Origin of the sequence: Paracoccus alcaliphilus, from assembly GCF_028553725.1 — a bacterium.
Classification (GTDB): domain Bacteria; phylum Pseudomonadota; class Alphaproteobacteria; order Rhodobacterales; family Rhodobacteraceae; genus Paracoccus; species Paracoccus alcaliphilus.
The window spans coordinates 1,727,164-1,750,090 of sequence record NZ_CP067124.1 but is presented as its reverse complement, the minus strand read 5'-3'; the positions used below and the strand labels follow the sequence as shown (position 1 = coordinate 1,750,090).

The following is a 22,927-nucleotide window of genomic DNA, read 5'->3' as shown; positions in this document are numbered from 1 at the left end:
TGTCTTTATGGAATGCCCCTTGAAAGCTGGCACAGGCTTGCGACAGAGGCGTGATCAATAGGAATATTCGGCATAGACGCGCGACAGGTCGCCCTGCAAGTCGCCGTGATACCTTTCCAGCAACTCATCTGCGGGAACCTTGCCCGAATCGACGCTTTCCTTCAAGGCGTTGAGGAAATGCGTCTCGTCGGGGACCAGACCACCGGCGCCGGGCTGCGCGCGGTTCTTCAGCCCCTGATCGGCGATGGCCAGAACTTCGCGCGCCAGATCGTGGATGCGGATGCCGCCCGCCTCTCCGGCCAGCGCATCGCGCGCGGCGGCGCGACGCAGCCCCTCGCGGGTTTCATCGTCCCAGCCCTTGACCAGATCCCATGCGGCGTCCAGCGCGGTCTGGTCATAGGTCAGCCCGACCCACAGCGCAGGCAGCGCGCAAAGACGCCGCCAGGGGCCACCATCGGCGCCGCGCATCTCGATGAATTTCTTGACCCGGGCTTCGGGGAACACCGTGGTCAGGTGATCGGCCCAGTCGGACAGCGTCGGGATCTCACCGGGCAGCGCGGGCAGTTCGCCGCGCAGGAAGTCGCGGAAGGACTGGCCCAGAGCGTCGATGTACTTGCCGTCTCGATAGACAAAATACATCGGCACATCAAGCACATAGTCCACCCATGCGTCATAGCCGAACCCGTCCTGGAACACGAAGGGCAGCATCCCGGTGCGCGCGTCGTCAAGGTTCTGCCAGATATGGCTGCGCCAGCTTTTCATGCCATTGGGCTTGTTGTCCAGAAAGGGCGAATTGGCGAACAGCGCCGTGGCAACGGGTTGCAGCGCCAGCGCCACGCGCAGCTTCTGCACCATGTCGGACTCGGAGGCGAAATCCAGATTCACCTGCACGGTGCAGGTGCGATACATCATGTCGGTGCCCATCGTGCCGACGCGGCCCATGTAATCGGTCATCAGCCGATAGCGGCCCTTGGGCATCATCGGCATCTGATCCAGCGACCAGATCGGCGCGGCGCCAAGGCCGATGAAACCGGCGCCGATGCGGTCGGCGACCTCTTTGACCTCGGCCAGATGCTGGTTCACCTCGTCGCAGGTCTGGTGGATCGTCTCCAGCGGGGCGCCCGACAGCTCCAGCTGGCCGCCGGGTTCAAGGCTGATATTCGCGCCGTCGCGCTCCAGCCCAATGATATTGCCCTGCTCCAGCACCGGCTGCCAGCCAAAGCGTTCCTGCAAGCCGGTCAGCATCGCCCTGATCGAACAGGGACCGTCATAGGGCAGCGGCAGGTGATCGGCATGGGCATAGCCGAATTTCTCGTGTTCGGTGCCGATGCGCCACGCCTCGCGCGGCTTTTCGCCCGAGGCGATATAATCGGCAAGCTGGTCCCGGCTTTCGATCGGGCCACCGCCCTGCTGAGGAACTGACATATTGTTGTGGCCTTTCTGGCGGAAGCGCGTCGGTCACAGGTGGCAAGCGGACCGGGCCAAGTCAAGCCGCCTTAGATTCGCCTCATCCAAACGGTGCGCATCGTCGCCCTGCCGCTTGACAACATCTGCAAGCCCGCCGTGACCGTCCCCATGTCCAAATCGGGCAGCGCGGTAAAGGCATGGGCCAGCCCCTCGGCCCCGGCGGCATCGGTGGGAATCAGCAGCGCCTCGCCCTGCTGGTTGCGCAGCCGCCAGTGGGCGTGGCCGTTCAGCGACAGCAGACGGATCTCGACCAGATCGTTCAGCCCGATCTCTCCGCCCAGCATCTGCGCGCCGTAATAGCGGATGGCGCCCTCATCCACCTCGACCACGCCGGGCGAGGCGATGTCGCGGCGAAAGGCCATGCGCCGCAACGCGCCGATCAGCAACGAGGCCCCGACCAGCGCCGCCAGCCCGCCCAGCACGCCAAAGAACCAGCCGCCGCGCAGCAGCACCCAGATCCCCGCCAGCAGGATCGCCCCCGCGACCAGAGGTTCCGAATGGCGGCCAAGCCAATCGCGCAGATCGGGGCGGATCATCGGGGGCCTCCGACCGCGCGGGGCTGCGGCGCTGCCGGCACGATCACCAGCGATCAAGCGATGTTTCGTCGCTTTCCTTGGCCGCGACCCAATGGCCGTTGCCGTCCGGCCCGATCTCGCGTTTCCAGAAGGGTGCGCGGGATTTCAGCCAGTCCATCAGGAAATCCGCCGCGTCAAAGGCCGCCCGCCGATGCCGCGCGGCGGTGGCGACCATCATGATCGGCTGGCCCACCGCAAGGCGGCCATAGCGGTGCAGGATCAGCCAGTCGGTCAGGCCGAAACGCGCCGCCGCCCTGTCGCCGTAATCGTTCAGCAGACGCTGGGTCATGCCGGGATAATGCTCGATCTCCAGCCCCTGCATCTGGCCGGTATCGTCGCGCACAAGGCCGGTGAAAGTGACGATGGCACCCGCGCCCGCGCCGAATCCCGCCAATTCCTGCGCCGGATCGAAAGGGCCCTCCTGCACACGCGCAGCCATGACCTAACCCCCCGTCATCGGCGGGAAAAAGGCCACCTCTCGCGCATCCGCCAGCGGTGCATCCAGATCGGCCAGCTGCTGATCGACGGCGCAGCGAACCACCGCCAGATCGGCAAAGGCGGCGGCATGGCCCTCGTCCCGCGCGACCAGTTCCGCAATCAGGTCGCGCACCGTCGCAGCCGAGGTCGTCAACGTCTCGCGCGGCTGGCCGATACGGTCGCGCAACCATGCGAAATAGAGAATATCAATGGTCATGGCCATCATCGCGCAGATAGGGGCGCGCCTTCACGAAATAATCCCAGCCGGTCCATGCCGTCAGCCCCGCCGCGATCCAGACCATCGCCAGTCCCATCTGCGTCGCCAGATCGGCCCAGCTGGCCGAGAACCACGGCAGATGCGGCTCTCCGACCACCGGGGCGCGGCCGCGTTCGACGAAGGCCAGCCCGGTGCCCAGAAACAGCACGGCAATCGCGACCATCTGGGTGGTGGTCTTCCACTTGGCCAGATTGGTCACCTTCAGCAGGCGGGCATTGCCGCCCAGAAACTCCCGCAGGCCGGACACGAACACCTCGCGGAACAGAATCACCGTCGCGGGCAGGATCAGCCACGGGTTCATCCCGGAATAGCCGGTGATGACCACGATCGCGATCACCACCATCGCCTTGTCGGCGATCGGATCCATGGCGGCGCCAAAGCGGCTTTCCTGCTGCCAGGCCCGCGCCAGATAGCCATCGAACCAGTCGGTGATGGCCGCCAGCAGGAACAGGGTCAGGGCCGCGAAATCCGCCCAGGGACGCTGAAAATAAAGAAACATCAGCGGCACCGCGGGGGCCGCTATCAACCGCATCAGGGTCAGGATATTGGGAATGGTCCAGCGCATAGCCGCAAGCTAGCCATTGCCGCGCGGCTTGGAAAGAGGCGGCGGAAGCGAAAGCGTCCCGCCGCCGTCGGTTGTCAGGCGCTTTCCAGCAATTCGGGGTAAAGCGCATAGTCCTTATCACCAATGGTCAGTTGCACAGCCTTGATCCGGTTTTCACCGAAATGCTGTGCGCGCATCCCGACCACGACGACCGTATCGCCGGTCGCGGCCGAGCCATTGTCCAGTCCCACCTCTTCGTTACGGGCCCTGTCGGCCAGTTCGATGGTCCAGTTGTATCCGTCTGCGGCACGGACCTGCAACGTGCGGTCCGAACCGGTGATGTTGTTATCAATGACGGTTGCCTCAAGTATGGTGGTTTCCGCTTCGAAAGCCGACCAGCTTTCATGTGCCAGAATATCGTCACGGGCGTGGGTGCGGGAACGCAAGGCAATCCGACCTGAAAGGGGGAAATACTGCATGGCAGCCTCCTTCAGTTATCGATGAGCAGAAATCAACCATACCGTGACCCGTCGTGATGATGGCGGTAACATTCCACCTAACCGAAAGATAACTGGATTTTATGGATTTACCTGCTTCGATATGTCGCGAATCAGTTGGGCGGCGCGCAGGGGGACCGTTCTGCACCCTTGCGCGCCGCAGGCGGGATTTTCAGGCGATTGCATCCGGATAGAGATCATAGGTCCGGTTGCCGATGGTCAGCCGCAGCGCCTTGATGCGATATTCGCCGAAATGGCGGGTGCGACGTCCGGTCACGCTGATCCTGTCGCCGGGCATGGCGGCGGCGGCGGTCAGGCCGACCGCTTCGTTGCGCGAACGATTCGCCAGCTCGATGGTCCAGTTGCGGCCATCGCTGCTGCGAACATGCAGAACCGGGTCGCTGCCGTCGATATAGTTGTCGGTGATCCGGGCATGGATCTGGCTCAGTTTGTCCTTGAACTCGGACCATGTATCGTCATCGGATTCACCGATGAACGGATAGACGGGGGTCCGGCCGGAAACGATGCCTTGAACGGGCAAACGGGGCATGAGGGCCTCCTTTGGTCGTGGGGTTGAAAGTGGTCTTGAGGTTTGGCAGTGCGCAACCGTAACGCGACCAGCACCGCATTCAGCGGTGTAATATTACCGCAACCGCGCCGCGGCGCAGAACCATCCTTGTCCATTTTGCCAGCTGTTCCGGCCAAGCCTGCCTGCCGCCTAAGGAAATTCGTGGCGGCGTCCGAGCGAGGAAAATCACCGGCCCATGCAGAAAAGAAGATAATTCTACAGTTGGAAAGTCGTGATTTGGCCAAAGCGGCCCCGATCGGGCCGAATCACCGCCCTGCCCCGCCTGCCATGCGGATCATCCCCGCGCGTTGAAATGGTCATAGACCTTTTGCGCCATCGCCGCCGAAATCCCCTCGACCGCCTGAAGGTCGGCCAGACCGGCGCGGCTGACGGCCTTGGCGCTGCCGAAATGCGCCAGCAGCGCACGCTTGCGGGCCGCGCCGATGCCCGCGATCTCGTCCAGCGGATTGGCCATGACCGATTTGGCGCGCTTGGCGCGGTGAGTACCGATGGCCCAACGGTGCGCCTCGTCCCGCAGCCGCTGGACGAAATACAGCACCGGATCATTCATCCGCAACGCAAAGGGCGCACGGCCGGGGCGATGGAACTCTTCCTTGCCGTGATCGCGATCCACGCCCTTGGCGACGCCGATGATCGGGATATCCTCGACCCCCAGATCGGCAAGGATCCCGTCCACAGCCGAGACCTGCCCCGCGCCGCCGTCGATCAGCAACAGGTCGGGCCATGCCTCGGACTCGCGGTCGGGATCCTCTTTCAGCAGGCGGGTAAAGCGGCGGGTCAGCACCTCTTTCATCATGCCGAAATCGTCGCCGGGGGTGATCTCGGTCCCCTTGATGTTGAACTTGCGATACTGGCTTTTGATAAAGCCCTCGGCCCCGGCCACGATCATGCCGCCGACGGCATTGGTGCCCTGAATATGGCTGTTGTCATAGACCTCGATCCGGCGCGGGGGGGCGGGCAGATCGAAGGCGCCGGCGATGCCCTCCAGCAGCCGCACCTGCGCCGCGCTTTCGGACATGCGGCGGGCAAGGCTTTCGCGGGCGTTGCGCAGGGCATTCGTCACCAGCTCGAACTTCTCGCCCCTCTGCGGCACGCCGATCACCACCCGGCGCCCGGCCCGTTCCGACATGACCTCGGCGGTCAGCCCAGGATCCTCGGGCGCGTGGGACAGCAGGATCATCCGGGGCGGCGGCTTGTCATCATAGAACTGCATCAGGAAGGCCTGCATCACCTCATCGGGCGATTCCGCGCCGCCCAGACGGGGATAGAAATCGCGGTTCCCCCAGCTTTGATTGCCACGGATGAAGAACACCTGAACGCAGGCCAGCCCGCCTTCCATATGCAGCGCGACGATATCGGCCTCGGGGACGCGGCGGGGGTTGATCGCCTGCACCGATTGCACGGCGGTCAGCGCCTTGATCCGGTCGCGCAGGGCGGCGGCGCGTTCATATTCCATCGCCTCGGAGGCCAGCGACATCTCGGCCGCCAGCCCGGCCTGAATCGCGGTGGTCTTGCCTTGCAGAAAACGCTCGGCATCGCCGACCAGCCGGCCATAGTCGGATGCGGAGATCCGCCCGACGCAGGGCGCGCTGCATCGCTTGATCTGATACAGCAGACAGGGCCGGGTCCGCGATTCAAACACGGAATCGGTGCAGTTGCGCAGCAGGAACACCCGTTGCAACTGGTTCAGCGTCCGGTTCACCGCCCCGGCGCTGGCGAAAGGACCGTAATAATCGCCCTTTTCCGATTTGGCGCCGCGATGCTTCTTGATCTGCGGAAACTCGTGGCTTTTGGCGACCAGGATGTTGGGGAAGGACTTGTCGTCACGCAGCAGCACATTATAGCGCGGCTTCAGTTGCTTGATCAGGTTCTGTTCCAGCAGCAGCGCCTCGGTTTCCGTGCGCGTGGTCAGGAACATCATGCTGGCGGTCTCGCGGATCATCCGGGCGATCCGCGCCGAATGCCCCGAGGGCCGGGCATAGTTCGACACCCGCGCCTTCAGTTCCCGCGCCTTGCCGACATAGAGAACCGCGCCCTGAGCATCCAGCATCCGATAGACGCCGGGGCTGCTGTCAAGCGTGCGCAAATAGCTTTGGATCAGCGCGTGACCCGTTCTGGAAGGCGTCGTCTGGTTCATGCCATTAAGAAAGTGATTCCCCGGTCTGGCTGCAAGTTCCTGCCCGCGAATGCAAGGTTCAAGCTGTCAACAGAATCTGTGGATAACCCTGTGGGCGACTGGCGGAAAAAGCAGGCTTTGTCCAATGTTCGTTACACTTCTGTAATATTGCCTCAAATTTAGGCACCCATTCAGCCCGTTGTTTTGCAAGGTTTTTTTATGTGATTGCCGCAAAGCTCTGATTTCGTGTCAAGATTCGGTGACGCAGGTTAAATTCCCATCGGCGGTGGACAAATTCGACGCGGATGGCCAGTTCCGCGCCTATTCCCGCCCCTGGATATCGGGGGTTTTCCAACCCAGATGCTGGCCGCCATCGACGCAGATCAACTGCCCGGTGACCGCGCGGGCATCCAGCAGATAACCCAGCGCCGCCGTGACATCCTGTGGATCGGCACCCCGTTGCAGAATGGTGCTGGCGCGCTGTGCGGCGAAATGGGCCTCGGTCTGGCGGGCACCGATCATGGTCGGGCCGGGACCGATCGCGTTGACGCGGATCGAGGGCGCCAGCGCCTGCGCGGCGGTCCGGGTCAGCGACCACAGCCCGGCCTTGGCCAGCGAATAGGTCATGAATTCCGGCGTCGGCTTCAGCACCCGCTGATCGACCATGTTGATGACCAGCCCGGTGGAGACGGACTCTCCGCCCTCTTGCCCCACGGGGGCTGCCTGCGCGGCAAAGGACTGGATCAGCTGAAAGGGCGCCCGCAGGTTCGAGCCGATGTGACGCTCCCACCCCTGCATCGTGGCACTGACGATATTGTCATATTCAAAGATCGAGGCGTTGTTGACCAGCACCGACAGCCGCCCCATCTGCCCCGCCACCTGCGGCACCAGCGCCGCCGTCGCCTCGGGGTCCAGCAGATCGGCCCGGAACACCCCTGCCCTGACGCCCAGATCACGCGCCTCGCGCGCCGTGTCCTCGGCCTCGGCTTCCGAACGGTCGTAATGAATCGCCACGTCGTAACCGCGCCCGGCCAGATACAGTGCCATCGCCCGGCCCAGACGCCGCGCGCCCCCGGTTACCAACGCCACGCCCCGATCAGCGGTCACGGCGCGAAATCCCCAGCATCCGGGCCATGAAGCGGCGGAAGCCCGGCCCGGCAGCAATCGCGATGGCGATCATGATCAGCAGAAATAGCAGGACGGCGCGAATACTCATCCCCCGGCACCAAAGCGCGAAAAGGCGGCCCTTTCCTCGGCGGCATCCAGCAGCAGATCGGCGGACAGGCCAATCCGGCGCAGCCACGGCTGGCGCACCCCGTAAACGGCAAAGCGGGTCTTGTCGCCATGCAGCGCCTTCATCTTGGGCACCAGATGGGCGATGCCATCGGCCAGCCCCAGCTCCACCGCCTGACGCCCGGCCCAGAATTCTCCGGTGAACAGGTCGCGCCCTTCGGCCAGCCGGTTGCCGCGCCGCGCCGTGACGTGATCCTTGAAGGCGCCGTGGATCGGCTCCAATATCCCGCGCAACCGCTCGATATCCTCGGGCTTTTCGGGCCGGAACGGGTCCAGCGTCGATTTCGACCGTCCGGCCGTATGTACCCGCCGCTCGATCCCCCAGCGAGAGATCAGGTCATGAAAGCCGAACCCCGCGGAAATCACCCCGATCGACCCCAGAATCGAGCTTTCATCCGCCCAGATATGATCCGCCGCGCAGGCCAGCCAATACCCGCCCGAGGCCGCCACATCCTCGACAAAGGCATGGACCGGCACGCCGGTTTCCCCCGCCAGCCGCCTGATCCGCGCCGCAATCAGCGAAGACTGAACCGGAGAGCCGCCGGGCGAGTTGATCGCCAGCGCGACGGCCACGGGCTTGCCGCGGCGGAAGGCCCGTTCGATCACCGGGGCCAGCCCGGCATCGGACAGCCCGCCCCGCCCCATTCCGCCAATGGTGCCTTGCAGGCGGATGACCGCCACACGCGGCCCGGATCTCATAAAGGGAATACGCATCCGGCAGACATATCCGCAGCGCGCGGCCCCCGCAAGCGACCTGAATCAGGGCTTGATCTCGCGGATCGTCTCTCCGGCGATGAAGGTCGGCTGCAACGCGACGATCCGGTCCGGGGGCGTGATGTCCTTGCCCGCCACGATCCGCGCCGCGCGGCGCCCGATCTCGACCCGGCGGGCGTCGGTGGTGGTCAGCCGCACCGGCAGCCCGTCCAGCAGATCGACACCATTGAACCCCGCCAGACCGATCTGGCCCGAAATGTCGTAACCCTTGTCCAGACAGTGCAGCAGCCCCCCCGCCCCGATCATGTCATTCGAGAAATAGAGGAAATCCAGATCCGGCGCGCGGGTCAGGATACGCTGGGTCAGTTCGCGCCCCTTCAGCAGCGACGATCCGCCCTGATAATATTCCCGCGCCTCCAGATGCAGCCCGGCCTCGGCCAGACACTCCTCGAAACCCACCAGCCGTTTGCGGGCGCGATGATCCTCGGGCATGTGGGTGCCGACAAAGCCGATGCGACGATAGCCCGCGGCAATGATCCGCGCGGCCATTTCGCGCCCGGCCCGGATGTGGGAAATCCCCACCAGCGTATCGATCCCCTCGCCGTCGATATCCATGATCTCGACCACCGGGATACCGGCATTGCCCAGCATCGCGCAGGACGCCTTGCTGTGTTCCAGCCCGGCCAGGATCACCCCCGAGGGCCGCCAGGACAGCATGTCATACAGCACCATTTCCTCTCGCGCGGGGGAATAGTTGGTGACGCCGATCACCGGTTGCAGCCCGGTATCGTCCAACTCGGCCGAAATCCCGCCCAGCACATCGGGAAAGACCAGATTGGACAGCGACGGAATGACCACCGCCACCAGATTGACCCGCTGACTGGCCAATCCCCCGGCGATCTTGTTGGGCACATAGCCAAGCGTCTTGGCCGCCGTCAGCACCTTTTCGCGCGTCGCAGCCGAGACATCGCCACGATTTCGCAGCACCCGGCTGACGGTCATTTCGGACACACCCGACGCCTCCGAAACATCACGCAAGGTCAGGGGGCGGCGGGGGCGAGGAGGCGTCATTGATGAAACACATTCAGGAAAATGATGATCGCCGATGTTAGCGAAGGACAGCGCCCGCCACAACCTTGCCAAAACCCTCATCTGCGTTCAAAAGAACCGCAACGGCCCCGTGGCTCAACTGGATAGAGCAGCCCCCTCCTAAGGGGCAGGTTGCAGGTTCGAATCCTGCCGGGGTCACCATAAAATCAAACACTTGCTAACGAGGCATAAGAGTGCACGATTCCGGGGTTTTTCGTGCACACCCCAGTCAAGTGCGAACCCCAGAACGACGAAGAGATCAGAATATCTGTTTGTTTTGTATTGATATTTTCATATGAATTGGCTGGTGTTCGGATTTCAGGCCTGCGAAGGCCATTTCACCGCTTTTCCCGACCAGACGCCGTGAGGAGGACCGGCATCGCCTCCTGGCGCAGATAGATGGGGCCGAAATCGAGCCCCTCCGGGGCGAACACCCCGACTCTGGCTGTCCTCAACAGCGACAGAATCGTGTTCCGGTGAAGACCCGTTTCAGCCTGCATGGATGTCAGGGTCAGGAATTTTTCGTGGAACGAGGCGATCTGCGCTTCCGTCATCCGAAGCTGCATCCGCCGGGTGACGGGGTGTACCGTCTCCAGCGCTTCCGCATGGCTGGCCTCGATCAGCGCCTGAAACCGCCGCTTGTCCCGCAAGCCGATGGAGCGCGCGAATTCCGCCGCGGACATGACGCCGGGCAAGGCGTCAACCGCGCGCATCGCGTGATCGACACGGGCTTTCCGCCAACGATCCACCGACGACTTCCGGACCGAGAATCCGTGATAGCCCTCGTCTGCTGCAACCTGGCCGACCTGCAACTCGCCCGCACGGATGGCCGAGATGATGTCGCCGACCGGCATGTGCGCCCGGGCGCTCGCCGCCTGCAGGCGTTCCCATCCCTGCCCGCCTGAGGGGATCGGCACCGCCAGCGCCTGCAACTCGGCGTTCAGGGCCAGAGCATCCTGAATCCGCCATTTCAGCCTGATCGACGCGTTTTGTGTCCGCGGTGTCAGAACCCCTCCCCGGATCAGCGCCTCGACCTCGGCTCTGGTCGCGCCCATGGCCTGTGCCAGGCTGATGGCGGTGAACATCCTTGATGAGTTCAGCCGCGAATGCCTGACGATCAGGGTGCGGCGCAAGTTGAACTCAACAGATGTGATCGATGCACTGACCGACCTGTTCATCTTGCGCGGCGTTCCCGCCTTCATCCGCTCCGACAATGGCCCGGAGTTCATCGCCCAAGCCGTTCGGGACTGGATCAGCGCCGTCGGTGCAAAAACGGCTTACATCGAGCCCGGATCGCCCTGGGAGAATGGTTATTGCGAGAGCTTTAACGCCCGCTTCCGCGATGAAATGCTGAATGGAGAAGTCTTCTACAGCCTCCGCGAGGCACAAATACTGATCGAGCAATGGAGGAAGCACTACAACACGAAACGACCACACAGCGCATTGGGCTATCGCCCGCCAGCCCCGGAAACCATCCTTCCGATGGACCAAAGACCGGCGATGCACTAACTTTTAAAATGGACCACTCAAGTGGGGCTGATCAAACCTTCCCCATAGGCCTTGCCGCCCACGTGGCTCCCTACATGTTCTTCCAACCAGCGAGATATGCGCAGAAGTTGGTGATCACTAGAGGCGTCCCGACCGGGACGTGGGCAGAGCCATTCCGTTGATGCGGTTGCACCGTCGATCCGGCGAAGTGCGTCATCCACATTGAAGGCTCGGTCGCGAAGCTCCATCATGCGGCGACCGATGTCGACCGCGAAGACAACCATGCAGCCGGTCGTGTCGTTTTAAAAGAGCCGCCGCTTGACGCAACGCTTGCGATTAGATAACCGCATCAGTTCAATCGGCTACTGCACCGTACCGTCACATGCAGCTCGACACGCGATCAACACGCTTTGGGCTTGGGTCCGCTATTATGGAAAGCTTAGTCTTCGACCGCAGCGGTCACAATGATCTCGACCAGAATATCGGGTGCGCCCATCTCGCATTGCGCTGTCGCCCGCGTGGGGGCCGCATCCGGCGCGGTCCAAGCATTCCAGACCTCATTCATCGCCGCGAAATCCCGGTCGAGATCCTTGATCCAGATCTGTGCGGTCAGCACCCTGCTTTTGTCGGTTCCGGCCTTCGCAAGATAAGCCTCGATCTTTTCCAGCGTCTGTCTGGTCTGCCCGGTAATGTCGAGGCTGCGGTCATCGGCGGTCATGCCGCCGACGAAGACCATGCCGTTATAGACGACGGCCCGGCTGCGGCGCGGATCGGTTTCGATGCGGGTGATATGGCTCATGTTTATAACCTTCCTTAGGGATCAGAGCATCAGGAAAAACTGCCGAGATGGATCGGCTTGATAGGCGGGCGGATGCGATAATAGCCGACCTGCTCCGGCGCGACCTTGCGGGCGGCGGCGATCACTTCAGTCACGGTCAGCCCGCACAAACGGCCCTGACAGGGCCCCATACCGCAGCGGCCAAAGCTTTTGGCCTGGTTCGGCCCCAGGCAGCCCAGATCGACATAGCTGCGCAGATCCCCGGCCGTGACCTCTTCGCAGCGGCAGACGATGACATAGTCGGCGGGGATGCGGTGTTCGTCCAGCGGCCGGTAAAGCCTGTCCAGAAACGGCCGGAGCGAGACATGCCGCGCAAATTGCCGCTCAAGCCCGGCCCTGCGTCCGGGCGGCTCCCTGCCGCCCGAGCGTTCATGCATTGCGAGTGCTGCAAGCCGGCCCTGCACCGCCGAGGCAATTGCGCCCACGATCCCCCGGCTGTCTCCCGCGACATAGACAGCGGTCTGGCCAAGGCGGCCCGCCTCGTCCGTCACGGGTGTCCAGCACAACTGCCCGGCATCCCAACCATGGGGCGCGCGCAACGACCAGCTCAGTTGCGTATTCGGCACCACTCCCTGATGCAGCAGGACCAGTCCGGCGGCCATTTCGCGGGATTTACCCTTGTGCTGGAAGCGGATGCCCTCGGCCATGTCCCGGCCCAGGATCTCAAGGCTTTTCGCGCCGGAATAGACGGGAACGCGCGCAAGCCGCACCTGCGAGACCAGACCAAGCCCCTTGATCAGGTCCTTTCTTCCCCGCACCGCGCCCTGAATTTTACCAAGGGCCGCGACATAGGCCGAAAATGGCGTCGTGTCGACCAAACCGGCAAGCTGCACCCCCGCACGCAGATATTGCCAGGCCAGCAGGTAAAGAAGCGGCCCGCATCCCGCCAGAACGATGGGACCGGAGGGTCGTGCATCCGCGCCCTTGAGCATGATCTGCGCCGCCCCGGCCCCCATCACGCCGGGCAAGGTCCAGCCCGGGATCGGGAAAGGACGCTCCATCGCGCCGGTCGCAATCAGCACGTTGGTGGCCGAGATCGTCCGCGATGCGCCATCGGCCACATAATCGACCACCCCGTCCCCGGACAGGTTCCAGACGGTGGCGCCGGGACGGTAATCCGCGCCGCTGCGCCGGAACTCATCTGCCAGCGCGCTGCCCGCAGCGTAATCCTTGCCGAGGATCATCTGCAGCGCCTCGGGCGTATCCTCGATGCGCCGATAGATCTGCCCGCCGATCGCACCCTGCTCGTCCAGCACGCAGACCGACATGCCGAGCGCGCGGGCCTCGGCTGCGGCCGCCATTCCGGCGGGACCGGAACCGATAACGATCAGGTCGGTTGTCTCAGTGTTCATTCCTGCCTCCCGAAGCCAGCGCCTTCAGGGACGGCGCCCCCGGTTGGCGCCTGATGATCATCCCGTTGCGGACGGGGGTCATGCAGCCTTGCCGCGCAGGGATCCCGTCGATCTCGACCAGACATTCGAAGCAGATGCCCATCATGCAATAGGGCGCGCGCGGCGCGCCGCCGACGATGCTGGTGCGGAATGCGCCCCGGCCATTGCTCAGCAGCGCGGCGGCCACGCTGATCCCCTCGGGCACCTGAAAGGTCTCGCCCTCGAACTCGATTCTGACCATCTTCTGGCCGGCGCTTGCGGGAATTGAGAAAAGCGTCTCAGTGGTCACTTGCATACCTCGTGTTCTTGCCAAGGAAGCGCGAGCCGCAAAACCGGGCGACGCCGGCGGGAGCATCCATCAGCCCGCCCATCCACGGACCGAGGATATTGGCATGGATGGCGGCAAGGGTGACGCCGCTATGGCAGACCGCCGCGAAGGCGCCCGGGCAGGTCTCGGATTCCTGATAGATCGGATATCCATCCGGGGTCAGCGGCCGCAACGCCCCCCAAGCCCGGACAAGCCGCGCATGGGCCAGATGCGGAAACGTGTCCACGGCCCGCCGGGCCAGCCATTCGATCTTCTCGACCGTCGTGCCGTCGTCCAGCCCCACATCCTCGGTCGTCGAGCCGATCTGGACGGTCCCTTCCGCGGTCTGGCGCGCCTTGTTCGTCGGATAATCCATGAACGGCTTCAGGCGTTCGGTAATCAGCACCTGTCCCCGCGTCGTCACAACCGGCGCGTGGATGCCCACCTGCTCGGCCAGACCAGACACCCCGAGTCCCGCCGCAATGACGATCCGGCCGCTGGTCCAGCTTTGCCCGTCGCGGCTTCGCGCGGTAAAACGCCCCGCCGCCGCATCATGTTCAATCGCGGTGATATCGACGCCCGCAATGATGTCCGCGCCACATTTCTTCAGCCCCGAATGCAGGGCGCGCAGCAGAAACAAGGGGTTTGCCATGCCGTCATGCGCGCCCCAACTGCCACCCGCCACTTTCGGGCCGATATCGGGCAGGTATTGCCGGATCTCAGCGGGCTCCATCATGCGAAACGGGATGCCGCCCGCCTCTCGGTCGATCTTCGCAAGCAGATCGGCGCGCTTCTGCACTTCCTCATCGCTGAAACCCAGCCAGAACCCGCCTTGCTGGACCAGCCCGCTATCGACCCCGGTCAGATCCAGCAATTCCTGATGGAAGCCGCCCCAAAGGCCAACTGCCTCCCGCGTCCAGCGGGCATATTCCGGCATCCCCCCGCCCTTACTGGAAAGCCAGACCAGACCGAAATTCCCCCGCGAGGCGCGAAACGCGGTATCGCCCTGGTCCAGCACCCTGACGGACAGTCCGCGACGGGCCGCCCCGTAGGCGATAGCGGCCCCGACCAGCCCTCCGCCGACAACCGTCACTTGATTTGAAATCATTTTCTCCAGCCTTTCGGTGCCCATGTCATCGGGCAAGCCTTTCCCGTCCGCCGCAATGCGGCAGGCAGCCCCGTCACCCTGATTGAAGCGATCTACTTCTTGCCGATCAGCACCCTGTCGATCCCGACAAGCCGGTCCAGAATGAACATCATGACCATCGTGCCGACGATCATGATGGCCGAGACCGAGGTGGTCACCGGGTCCGTCAGCATCGAGACGCGATGATACAGCGCCACCGGAAGCGTGGTCATACCGGGAGTCGCGATGAAAACAGTCATTGTGACCTCATCAAAGCTCTGGATGAACGACAGCACCCATCCACCCGCGACGCCGGGCAGGATCAGCGGCAGCAGGATGCGCCGGAAGGCGATCCACCGCGACGCCCCCAAGGATCGTGCCGCCAGTTCGGCATCGCGGCTAAGCCCAATGATCGCCCCCAGGGTCAACCGCAACGAGAAGGGGACGACGATCAAGGCATGGACCAGCAACAGCGCCATGAACGACCCGCTCCATCCCATCAGGGAAAAGAAGCGTAGGAAAGCCACCCCCAGAACGACATGCGGGATCATCAGCGGTGACAGCAACAGCGCCATCAGCGCATCGCGTCCGGCAAAGCGGTATCGCGCGATGGCGATGGCCGCCGGAACCGCCACCAGCGACGCGACGGTCGCCGCACCAAGCCCGATCCAGATCGAGATCCAGAGCGCGTTCATCAATTCCGGCGCATCGAGGATCGCCCGATACCAGCGCAGGGACACGCCATCGAAAGGCATCGAGATATAGCCCTTATCGGAAAACGACACGAGGATGATGACCGCAAGCGGTGCGATGATGAAGATCATGAACAGCGTATGGAAGATGAGGGAACCAATGCCGTTGGAACCAAGACCTTTGTCTTTCATGAGAACACCTGCTTGAATTTGCGCTCAATGATGCGATTGCTGCCCATGACCACGCAGGCGATGCCGATCAGCAGCAGGATCGCGATGGCTGCGCCCAGCGGCCAGTTCATCGTGCTGAGAAATTCGTCATAGATCGATGTCGTCACGACCTTCACGCGGCGCCCACCGATCAGGGCAGGGGTTGCGAAGGCAGAGGCCGACAAGGTGAAGACGATGATCGAACCGGACAGAATCCCCGGCAGAAGCTGCGGCAGGATCACCCGCCGGAAAGTGGTAAAGGATCCCGCCCCAAGCGAACGGGCGGCATCCGCGACCTGCCCGTCCAGCTTTTGCAGCGTGCTCCAGACGGCGATGACCATGAAGGGCAGCATCACATGGGTCAGCGCGATCACTACGCCGGTCATGGAATACATCAGCTGCAAGGGTGTCTGGATCAGCCCCAGCTCGACAAGTGCCCGATTGATCAGCCCCTCGCGCCCCAGCAGGATGGACCAGCCAAGGGTACGGACCACGACCGATATCAGCAGAGGTCCTAGGATCATCACGAAGAAGATTCCCTGATAGCGTGGCTGCATCCTTGACAGAATGATCGTTTCCGGCACGCCCACAAGGATGCACAGCAGCGTCACTCCACCCGACATCAGGGCCGTCCGCAGGAACAGTTCGAAATAGTATCGATCGGTGAGTATCTCGATGTAATTGTCAGCGGTGAATTCGTCCTGTGTCCCCGCCATCGAATCGAAAACGTTGAAGGACAGGATCGCGGTCAGTGCCAGCGGCACCACCAGAAGTCCCAGAAACAGGGCGATCGATGGAAAGGATAACAGCCAGGGCTGGCTGCCCGTCCTGGCGGATGCGTCAGACATGGGCGATTTCCTCGGATGCGGATTGCATATCCGCCTCGTTCCATTTGATTCCGACCTGATCCCCCTCTTGGGGCTGACCGCCCCTTGTGTTCACCTTGAACACCCGCAGCCGGCCCAAAGGGCTGTCGATCTCGTAGGTCCAGGTATTTCCAAGGAAAAGCCGCGTGGCGACGCGGCCCGTGATGATCCCTGTCTCCGGTGATGTCAGCATAAGCCGCTCTGGCCGGATAAAGAACCGCACATCACCCGCCAGCCCGGCATTCCGCTGCGGAATGTTGATCGTGCTCGACCCGACGCGCACTTGCGTGAAACTGTCGTCATGGCCCAGCACCTTGCCGGTGATCGTGTTCGACTGGCCAAGGAAATTGAAGGCGAATTCGGTTGCCGGGATGTCATAGACCTCTTGCGGGGTGCCAAGCTCGGCAATGGTGCCGTTCGCCATCACGGCGATTCTGTCGCTCATGGTCATCGCCTCGACCTGATCGTGGGTGACGAGGATCGTGGTAATGCCCAATCGCCTCTGCAAGCCGCGCAGCTCGACATGCATCTCGCCTCGCAGTTTTGCGTCCAGATTGGACATCGGCTCGTCCAGCAGAAGGACGCGCGGACGGATGGCCAGCACACGCGCGATCGCGACGCGCTGGCGTTGTCCTCCGGACAGTTCACTTGGATAGCGGTCGTCCAGCCCGGCAAGCCGGACCATCGACAGCGCCTCGGCGACTCGTTCTTTGATCTCGCTTTCCGGAAGCCTGCGCATCTCAAGGCCGAAGCGCACGTTCTGCGTGACGGTCATATGTGGAAACAGTGCATAGCTTTGAAAGACGACGCCCATGTCCCGCTTGTCAGGCTCCAGATAGGTGACGTCCCTACCATCCAGCAGAACCTGCCCGGCTGTGGGGGCAACGAATCCCGCGACCATCTGAAGTGTCGTGGTCTTGCCGCAGCCCGAAGAGCCCAGCAGCGAGACGAACTCACCGCTTTGGACCTCAAGATCGATGCTCTTGACGGCCCGCACATTCGGCGCATAGGTCTTCGCAAGGCCCCGTAGGGTGAGTGTGCTCATGTCTCTGCCTGGCTTGGGTTGTTGTCTGACTGCCGCGGGCGAAAGCGCGCAGGGCGCGCCCCCTTATTCAACGGTGCGGGTCCATTCCCTGGTCCAATCCGCCCGGTTTGCGTTGATGACATCCCAGTCCAGGCTGATCATCTTCGACAACTTCTCTTCTCCGTAAGGAACGTCCTCGGCGATATCGGCGTCCAGTATGGTTTCGCGGTTGGTGGGTCCGAAACCCTCCGTCGCCAGCTTCTGCTGCACTGCGGGCGAGACGAGATAAACCAGCAATTGCTGAGCCAGTTCGGCCTGCGGGCCGTCCGTAACGGCGCAAGCCGAGGCTATGATGGCGGGCGCACCCTCGTCGGGATAAACGAATTCCACGGGAAAGCCGGTATTCCTCAGCGCGACTGTGCGATTGCTGCCCCAGACGCCCAAGTCGATATCGCCATTCTGGAACATCTGCGCCATCTCGGCATTCGACGACGACCAGGTGACCACTTTCGGTGCCAGTCTCTCGCGGATCGCATCCATACCCGGCTGGATATTCTCTTCGCTGCCGCCATTCATGCGGGCGAACATCAGAAGTGAATTCAGACCAAATGTGCCGCTGATCGGGTTGGATGTCACCCGCTTGTCGAACCTGTCATCCGTAAGATCGTTCCACGAGGTCGGGACGTCCCAACCCTGGCCGTCGAATTTTTCCTTGTTATAGGCGATTCCGGTCGCAACCAGACCGATGCCCACTGCCCTGCCCTCGAAGGCTTCCGGCTTTGCCATATCGTAGAGTTCGGCATAGGCGTCGGCATCGCTGACGCTGTCACACAATCCGAACTGCACCGCCATCTGCATCGGCCCGTCATCCACCAGCGCGACGCTGATTTCCTGATTGTTCCTCTGCGCCTGCAGCTTCGCGATCGTCTGGCTGGAGTTCCCCGGCACAAAGACGATATTGACATCATGCTCCGCCTCGAAGCCGGGCGCGATCTCGTTTTCGAACATCGTCTGGAAATCCCCAGAATAGCCCGCGAAATACAAGGTCTCTTGCGCGGCAAGCGGCGAGGCAGCTACAGATGCCGCCAGCATGGCGAGAACGCTGATCCGTTTCATGACATCTCCCTGTCGTTTTTCTTGTTTGCCGTCCGGAAGCCACGTCCCGCAGCTTCATGCGACAGCTGGAACGCTAAGGGTTCCGCCCCCCTTGGGGCAAATCGAAAGTTGGGGAGGGGTCATGCATAAATGATATGGCTTCTGCGCAAAGATGCCATCATTGCCTGAAATATCGTCACAGCACAGCCCATGCGCACAGCCCTTGATCGGAAAACGCATATCAATTAAGAATTCATGCGCCGCAGACAGAACTTTCTCGGTTCCTGTTCCGGCAAGCTGTCCGATGGCCTGCCTGCCGACGCCTTGGGGATGAGATGGCCCATTGTCCTGCTTGTCGTCGGGCGCCCTCTCTTGCCATATTGCGGAACATGGGAAATCGATGACGGATCATTCGCGGAGAATCATGGATGCGGTTTTCGCATGTCGAGGCATTTCGGGCGGTGATGATGTCGGGATCAACGACCACCGCAGCGAAAGTCCTGCACACCTCGCAACCCAATGTCAGCCGGTCCATCGCCCAGCTTGAAAAGTTGACCGGGCTGCGCCTTTTCGAGCGCCTGCCCGGCCGACTCGTTCCCACAGGTGAGGGATTGGCCTTCTTCAAGGAGGTTCAAAGAAGCTTCAACGGTCTACGCTATCTTGAGGAAGCCGCCGCACGAATTCGTCGGTTCAGCGGCGGATCGCTATCAATCGCTGCGGTGCAGATACTGGCGTTGGGCCTTGTTCCGCGGGCGATCAAGAAATTTGTGGAGGATTTTCCGGAAGCCAGCATTTCGGTCAACATCGGACACTCATCCGACGTTGCGCAATGGGTCGATGACCAGACATCGGACATGGGGATCGTATCGCAGGTGAGCGAAGCCTACGGACTGCAGAGTGAGAAGTTATATGAGGTTGACGCCGTTTGCGTTATGCCTCGCGAGCATCGCCTTGCAAAAAAAAAGATCATCACCCCAGATGATCTGGCCGATGAGCCGTTTATCTCTCCGCCCCAGAACGAGTTCGGCCGCTCCGAGATTGACGAACTTTTCGCCGAAGCTGTCGTATCACGCCGAGTTAATCTCAAGACATCCTACAGCCTTGTCACATGTGCGCTTGTTGCGCAGCAGCTTGGCGTGGCCATCGTCAACCCACTCGCGGCGTTTGAATACAAAGCCAGCGATGTGATCACTCGACCATTCCTGCCCGCAATCAAGCATCGTGGCTTTCTGGTCTTTCACCCCGGGAGGCAGGACGACAGGATAATCGCACTGTTCTCCGCCGCACTGAGCGATATCGTTAAGCGCGATCTGGACGAGATCTTGAACCCCACGGTCGGCGGTTGATCTCGCGCTGAAACGGGCCCCTGTTGCGTTGCAGCTGGCCCACACCAACCCATAGCGCATGACGTAGATGATCCCGCTCAGCACCTCGCAGTCGTCAGATCTCGCCCACCCCGGCATCTTGGGAAAGAAGGGCTGAAGTCGTTGCATCTGTCGCGCGCTCAGCCAGTCAGAAGGTAGCCGACCAGTTACGATGGTGCGTATTGACCGGCAGGAGGAAGGCGAAGCCCGCGTCGAGAAGGTGCGGCACCTCGCCCGCCGCTACGGTCGTATCCTGCAGGAGATCGCGCGGCTGAAGGGATGGACAAGGCCTTGGCCGATACCCCGGTCGGCCAGATTTCCCTGACCGATCCCGATGCCCGCCCCATGGCAACCAGTACCCGGCATCGCGGCATGCTCGGCTACAACGTCCAGAGTGCCGTCGATACCGAGACCCACATCATCGTCACGCACGAGGTCACGAACCAGCTTGCCCATCAGCGCGGCCATATCGAGACGCTATTCGACGCAATGCACCACGCAGGATGCCCTCAAGCCACATTTTCAGCGCCCTTCGCTGCGCGTTCCGTAGCCGCCATAATCAACCAGAAGCCTGCCTAAGGCCTGTTGAGATTCAGGTTTCCGGTCCAAGCTTGATTGTGATTCAAGCTTCGGATGGAACGATTCGTACTGACTGACGCCCAGTGGGCGAAGATGGAGCCGCATTGTCTGGGCAAGCCGACGGACCCGGGACGCAGCGGTAGCGACAACCGACGGTTTCTCGAAGCGGTGCTATGGGTGGTGCGCACGGGCAGTCCGTGGCGTGACCTGCCCGCATTCTTCGGCAACTGGAACACCGTCTTCAAGCGATACCGCGACTGGGTCAAAGCCGATGTTTTCATCAGGCTTTTCGAGGCCGAGCAGGCTTTGTTGCGCAAAAGGTGCTTTGGGTATAGTTCCCCTTTCCTTGGACAGACTTATCCTGCGGCCATTGTCGTGGGCGTGCCGAGAGCCGTGTAACGGTTCATGACGGCGCAGCGGATTTGGATCTCGGCGACCTGCCGGTCGAAGTCCCGCGCCATGAGGCTCTGACCCAGACGTTTTACACAATGCATCTTTGCCTCGATGCGGCTTCGGCGGTGGTACCCGCTCCATCGTCGCCAGATCGCCGGACCGAGATATTTGACGGCCCGGAGGATTTCGTTGCGGGCGCACGCGCCGGCAGTTGTCGGCTTCCAGGGTTGGGCATTCTTGCGCGGCGGGATGATCGCCTCTGCCCCTCGATCCGCAATTGCGTCATGGCACTTGCGGGTATCAAAAGCCCCGTCGCCAGTCACGGAGCCGATGTCCTCATCGGGTGGGATCTGGCTGAGCAATTCCGGTAACATCGGCGCATCACCGATATCGCTCCCGGTCGCCTCGACGGCCCGCACCTCCAGCGTTTCCTCATCGACCGCGATGTGAACCTTGCGCCAGATGCGCCGCTTGGTGCCACCGTGCTTGCGGGCATTCCACTCGCCTTCGCCCTCCGCCTTGATGCCGGTGCTGTCGATCAGCAGGTGTAACGGGCCGTGGCCACCCCGATAGGGAATATCCACCGTCAGGGTCTTCTGTCGGCGGCATAGCGTGCTGTAATCCGGAACCGCCCAGTCCAGCCCCGCCAGACCGAGCAGACTTTCGACAAAGCCCGTCACCTGCCGCAACGGCATGCCAAACTGCACTTTCAGCGTCAGGCAAGCCTGGATGGCCGCATCGCTGTAAGCTTGCTGGCGGCCTCGTTTGCCGCTCGGAGGCGGCGACCAGATCATCGACGGATCAAACCAGATCGTCAGCGAGCCACGTCGCTTCAGGGCAGAATTATAGGACGACCAGTTCGTGGTCTTGTATCTCGTTGGGGTCCAGTTGCTCATGCTCCCTGCTAGCACACTGGTTTCGCAAGATGAATCCCGTCAGCCATTTGCGCAACAAAGCCCCTCCTCGGTGAACTGGCCCGTGCAGAAGGGTTCGATCTGGGCCTTGGTGACGGCTGCTGCGCCGTAATCGAAGGTGGCAAAATCCTTGTGATGCGGGAACTTCGCGATGCGCATTTGATACTGGATGGAGCGCACCCGGCGCTCTACAGTCTCCGCGTCGATCAGTTGTTTTATCGCAGTGGTCAGACTTGGCGGCTTGCGCGCGGACAGCAAATCATGTGCGCAAGCTGCCATTCCATGCAGCCTCAGGACGGTCAGTTGATCGATGAGGGCGTTCATGCGGGGGCCTCCTCGGCGGAGCACAGTGTCTCATAGCGCTTGCAATCGGCTTCCGGGCGCATGGTCAGCTGCGGATAGGTGTAGGGCTCGCCCAGGGGGGTGATGACCGGCTCGACCAGCTGGTTGATCAGATTGACGATAGCCGGCAGATTTCGCCGCCAAGAAGGCCGGTTTCGGGAACTGCGAAAACTAACCGACAACGGATGGGTTCCCTCGCCGCCGTCGAGGAGGCAGCCCCCAAATGCGGAAGGGCATCTATGGAGATGCCCGCGTCGGCTCACGACGATCCGCAATGGCCCGGTCCAGCGTCTGTTTGACGATGCCGGGCTGCGTGGCCTCCGCATCACGGATCTGGCGAGCTTCGTGGACTTGCTTTTTCGACAATCCCAGATCCGCGGCGGTTGCGGGAGCAAGGTTCCTGCCGGAAACCTTGCTAACTCGGTCGCCGCCATGTCCGACAACCTCACCCCTCTCCTGCGCCGCATCGTATTCATCGGCCAGACGCCGCTTTGCCTCGCTTTCGATTAGTAGTGCGTCGGCCTGCGCCCCCATCGCACTCATGCTGTCGCGCCATCGCCATCACTAAAGGCTTGCCGAATCTAGAAAGATTTCATCAAACTTCGAAACATAGCGCGAAGCGTTGTCGAAAGCGCTCAGCCGCTCAGCAGCCGATCCGCT

Annotated in this window: 24 protein-coding genes, 1 tRNA gene and 4 pseudogenes; 5 read left to right on the top strand and 24 right to left on the bottom strand. The window is 62.2% G+C overall.

What is annotated here, in order from left to right:
* Positions 1 to 54: 54 nt before the first annotated feature.
* The 11 genes from JHW40_RS08930 to JHW40_RS08880 form a co-directional block, all read right to left on the bottom strand.
* Positions 55 to 1,425, bottom strand: coding sequence for a glutamate--cysteine ligase (locus JHW40_RS08930; RefSeq protein ID WP_090615394.1), 1,371 nt, complete (start codon positions 1,423 to 1,425; stop codon positions 55 to 57).
* Between the two features lie 71 nt (positions 1,426 to 1,496).
* On the bottom strand, positions 1,497 to 2,003 hold the full coding sequence (locus JHW40_RS08925; protein WP_090615397.1) for a hypothetical protein: 507 nt from the start codon (positions 2,001 to 2,003) through the stop codon (positions 1,497 to 1,499).
* A gap of 43 nt (positions 2,004 to 2,046) precedes the next feature.
* The gene (locus tag JHW40_RS08920; protein ID WP_090615401.1) at positions 2,047 to 2,481 is read right to left on the bottom strand and encodes a molybdenum cofactor biosynthesis protein MoaE; all 435 of its coding nucleotides are present in this window, start codon (positions 2,479 to 2,481) and stop codon (positions 2,047 to 2,049) included.
* Between the two features lie 3 nt (positions 2,482 to 2,484).
* Entirely contained in the window at positions 2,485 to 2,730 is a 246-nt protein-coding gene (gene moaD / locus JHW40_RS08915) for a molybdopterin converting factor subunit 1 (protein WP_170851903.1), read from the bottom strand.
* Positions 2,726 to 3,361, bottom strand: coding sequence for a CDP-diacylglycerol--glycerol-3-phosphate 3-phosphatidyltransferase (gene pgsA / locus JHW40_RS08910; RefSeq protein WP_090615405.1), 636 nt, complete (start codon positions 3,359 to 3,361; stop codon positions 2,726 to 2,728). Before pgsA ends, moaD begins: the two co-directional genes overlap by 5 nt.
* A gap of 74 nt (positions 3,362 to 3,435) precedes the next feature.
* A complete protein-coding gene (locus tag JHW40_RS08905) occupies positions 3,436 to 3,819 on the bottom strand; it encodes a hypothetical protein (protein WP_090615409.1) in 384 nt (127 codons plus the stop codon).
* A 190-nt stretch (positions 3,820 to 4,009) separates the two neighbouring features.
* The gene (locus JHW40_RS08900; protein ID WP_090615414.1) at positions 4,010 to 4,387 is read right to left on the bottom strand and encodes a hypothetical protein; all 378 of its coding nucleotides are present in this window, start codon (positions 4,385 to 4,387) and stop codon (positions 4,010 to 4,012) included.
* 313 nt (positions 4,388 to 4,700) lie between these two features.
* Positions 4,701 to 6,563, bottom strand: coding sequence for an excinuclease ABC subunit UvrC (gene uvrC, locus JHW40_RS08895; RefSeq protein WP_090615417.1), 1,863 nt, complete (start codon positions 6,561 to 6,563; stop codon positions 4,701 to 4,703).
* 300 nt (positions 6,564 to 6,863) lie between these two features.
* Positions 6,864 to 7,589 (bottom strand): SDR family oxidoreductase, encoded by a 726-nt coding sequence (locus JHW40_RS08890; protein WP_244519304.1) that lies wholly within the window; start codon positions 7,587 to 7,589, stop codon positions 6,864 to 6,866.
* Between the two features lie 165 nt (positions 7,590 to 7,754).
* A complete protein-coding gene (locus JHW40_RS08885; RefSeq protein WP_090615421.1) occupies positions 7,755 to 8,549 on the bottom strand; it encodes a S49 family peptidase in 795 nt (264 codons plus the stop codon).
* A gap of 45 nt (positions 8,550 to 8,594) precedes the next feature.
* A complete protein-coding gene (locus JHW40_RS08880; protein WP_090615424.1) occupies positions 8,595 to 9,620 on the bottom strand; it encodes a LacI family DNA-binding transcriptional regulator in 1,026 nt (341 codons plus the stop codon).
* Between the two features lie 103 nt (positions 9,621 to 9,723).
* On the opposite strand from JHW40_RS08880, the gene JHW40_RS08875 reads away from it, so the two are divergent.
* Positions 9,724 to 9,800, top strand: a tRNA-Arg gene (locus tag JHW40_RS08875).
* 176 nt (positions 9,801 to 9,976) lie between these two features.
* On the opposite strand, the gene JHW40_RS08870 is transcribed toward JHW40_RS08875, so the two are convergent.
* On the bottom strand, positions 9,977 to 10,723 hold the full coding sequence (locus JHW40_RS08870) for a hypothetical protein (RefSeq protein WP_139208219.1): 747 nt from the start codon (positions 10,721 to 10,723) through the stop codon (positions 9,977 to 9,979).
* Between JHW40_RS08870 and JHW40_RS08865 the strand changes: the two are divergent.
* Positions 10,716 to 11,147: pseudogene (locus JHW40_RS08865) on the top strand (integrase core domain-containing protein); the annotation flags it as partial. The gene JHW40_RS08870 and the pseudogene JHW40_RS08865 sit on opposite strands and share 8 nt — an antisense overlap.
* A gap of 418 nt (positions 11,148 to 11,565) precedes the next feature.
* Here JHW40_RS08865 and JHW40_RS08860 read toward each other — a convergent pair.
* The 8 genes from JHW40_RS08860 to JHW40_RS08825 all read right to left on the bottom strand — a co-directional run bounded on the left by JHW40_RS08860 (position 11,566) and on the right by JHW40_RS08825 (position 18,696).
* Positions 11,566 to 11,925 (bottom strand): RidA family protein, encoded by a 360-nt coding sequence (locus tag JHW40_RS08860; protein ID WP_090617830.1) that lies wholly within the window; start codon positions 11,923 to 11,925, stop codon positions 11,566 to 11,568.
* 29 nt (positions 11,926 to 11,954) lie between these two features.
* Complete coding sequence (locus tag JHW40_RS08855) at positions 11,955 to 13,316, bottom strand: FAD/NAD(P)-dependent oxidoreductase (RefSeq protein WP_090617832.1); 1,362 nt, start codon at positions 13,314 to 13,316, stop codon at positions 11,955 to 11,957.
* Positions 13,306 to 13,596 carry a (2Fe-2S)-binding protein gene (locus tag JHW40_RS08850; protein ID WP_119899753.1) on the bottom strand — a complete coding sequence of 97 codons (291 nt, stop codon included), beginning with the start codon at positions 13,594 to 13,596 and terminating at the stop codon, positions 13,306 to 13,308. The genes JHW40_RS08855 and JHW40_RS08850 overlap by 11 nt, the downstream gene beginning before the upstream one ends.
* Before the next feature lie 37 nt (positions 13,597 to 13,633).
* On the bottom strand, positions 13,634 to 14,770 hold the full coding sequence (locus JHW40_RS08845; protein WP_090617845.1) for an NAD(P)/FAD-dependent oxidoreductase: 1,137 nt from the start codon (positions 14,768 to 14,770) through the stop codon (positions 13,634 to 13,636).
* A gap of 92 nt (positions 14,771 to 14,862) precedes the next feature.
* Entirely contained in the window at positions 14,863 to 15,672 is an 810-nt protein-coding gene (locus JHW40_RS08840; RefSeq protein WP_090617836.1) for an ABC transporter permease, read from the bottom strand.
* Positions 15,669 to 16,538: an ABC transporter permease gene (locus tag JHW40_RS08835; protein WP_090617837.1), complete on the bottom strand. Its 870-nt coding sequence runs from the start codon at positions 16,536 to 16,538 to the stop codon at positions 15,669 to 15,671. The genes JHW40_RS08840 and JHW40_RS08835 overlap by 4 nt, the downstream gene beginning before the upstream one ends.
* Complete coding sequence (locus tag JHW40_RS08830; RefSeq protein WP_090617839.1) at positions 16,531 to 17,601, bottom strand: ABC transporter ATP-binding protein; 1,071 nt, start codon at positions 17,599 to 17,601, stop codon at positions 16,531 to 16,533. The genes JHW40_RS08835 and JHW40_RS08830 overlap by 8 nt, the downstream gene beginning before the upstream one ends.
* A gap of 63 nt (positions 17,602 to 17,664) precedes the next feature.
* On the bottom strand, positions 17,665 to 18,696 hold the full coding sequence (locus JHW40_RS08825; RefSeq protein WP_090617841.1) for an ABC transporter substrate-binding protein: 1,032 nt from the start codon (positions 18,694 to 18,696) through the stop codon (positions 17,665 to 17,667).
* A 407-nt stretch (positions 18,697 to 19,103) separates the two neighbouring features.
* On the opposite strand from JHW40_RS08825, the gene JHW40_RS08820 reads away from it, so the two are divergent.
* Positions 19,104 to 20,021 carry a LysR substrate-binding domain-containing protein gene (locus JHW40_RS08820; protein ID WP_090617843.1) on the top strand — a complete coding sequence of 306 codons (918 nt, stop codon included), beginning with the start codon at positions 19,104 to 19,106 and terminating at the stop codon, positions 20,019 to 20,021.
* Positions 20,022 to 20,045: 24 nt separating this feature from the next.
* Here JHW40_RS08820 and JHW40_RS08815 read toward each other — a convergent pair.
* A pseudogene (locus tag JHW40_RS08815) lies at positions 20,046 to 20,168 on the bottom strand (IS5/IS1182 family transposase); the annotation flags it as partial.
* Positions 20,169 to 20,330: 162 nt separating this feature from the next.
* Between JHW40_RS08815 and JHW40_RS08810 the strand changes: the two are divergent.
* Both JHW40_RS08810 and JHW40_RS08805 read left to right on the top strand, forming a co-directional pair.
* Positions 20,331 to 20,486 (top strand): annotated as a pseudogene (locus tag JHW40_RS08810) (IS5/IS1182 family transposase); the annotation flags it as partial.
* A 186-nt stretch (positions 20,487 to 20,672) separates the two neighbouring features.
* Positions 20,673 to 20,915, top strand: a pseudogene (locus tag JHW40_RS08805) (transposase); the annotation flags it as partial.
* A gap of 59 nt (positions 20,916 to 20,974) precedes the next feature.
* Here the strand turns inward: JHW40_RS08805 and JHW40_RS08800 are convergent.
* The 3 genes from JHW40_RS08800 to JHW40_RS08790 all read right to left on the bottom strand — a co-directional run bounded on the left by JHW40_RS08800 (position 20,975) and on the right by JHW40_RS08790 (position 22,810).
* Entirely contained in the window at positions 20,975 to 21,907 is a 933-nt protein-coding gene (locus JHW40_RS08800; protein ID WP_272849099.1) for an IS5 family transposase, read from the bottom strand.
* A 39-nt stretch (positions 21,908 to 21,946) separates the two neighbouring features.
* Positions 21,947 to 22,249, bottom strand: a complete 303-nt coding sequence (locus JHW40_RS08795; RefSeq protein ID WP_272849098.1) for an ATP-binding protein — start codon at positions 22,247 to 22,249, stop codon at positions 21,947 to 21,949.
* A 255-nt stretch (positions 22,250 to 22,504) separates the two neighbouring features.
* On the bottom strand, positions 22,505 to 22,810 hold the full coding sequence (locus JHW40_RS08790) for a hypothetical protein (RefSeq protein ID WP_139208329.1): 306 nt from the start codon (positions 22,808 to 22,810) through the stop codon (positions 22,505 to 22,507).
* Positions 22,811 to 22,927 lie beyond the last annotated feature (117 nt).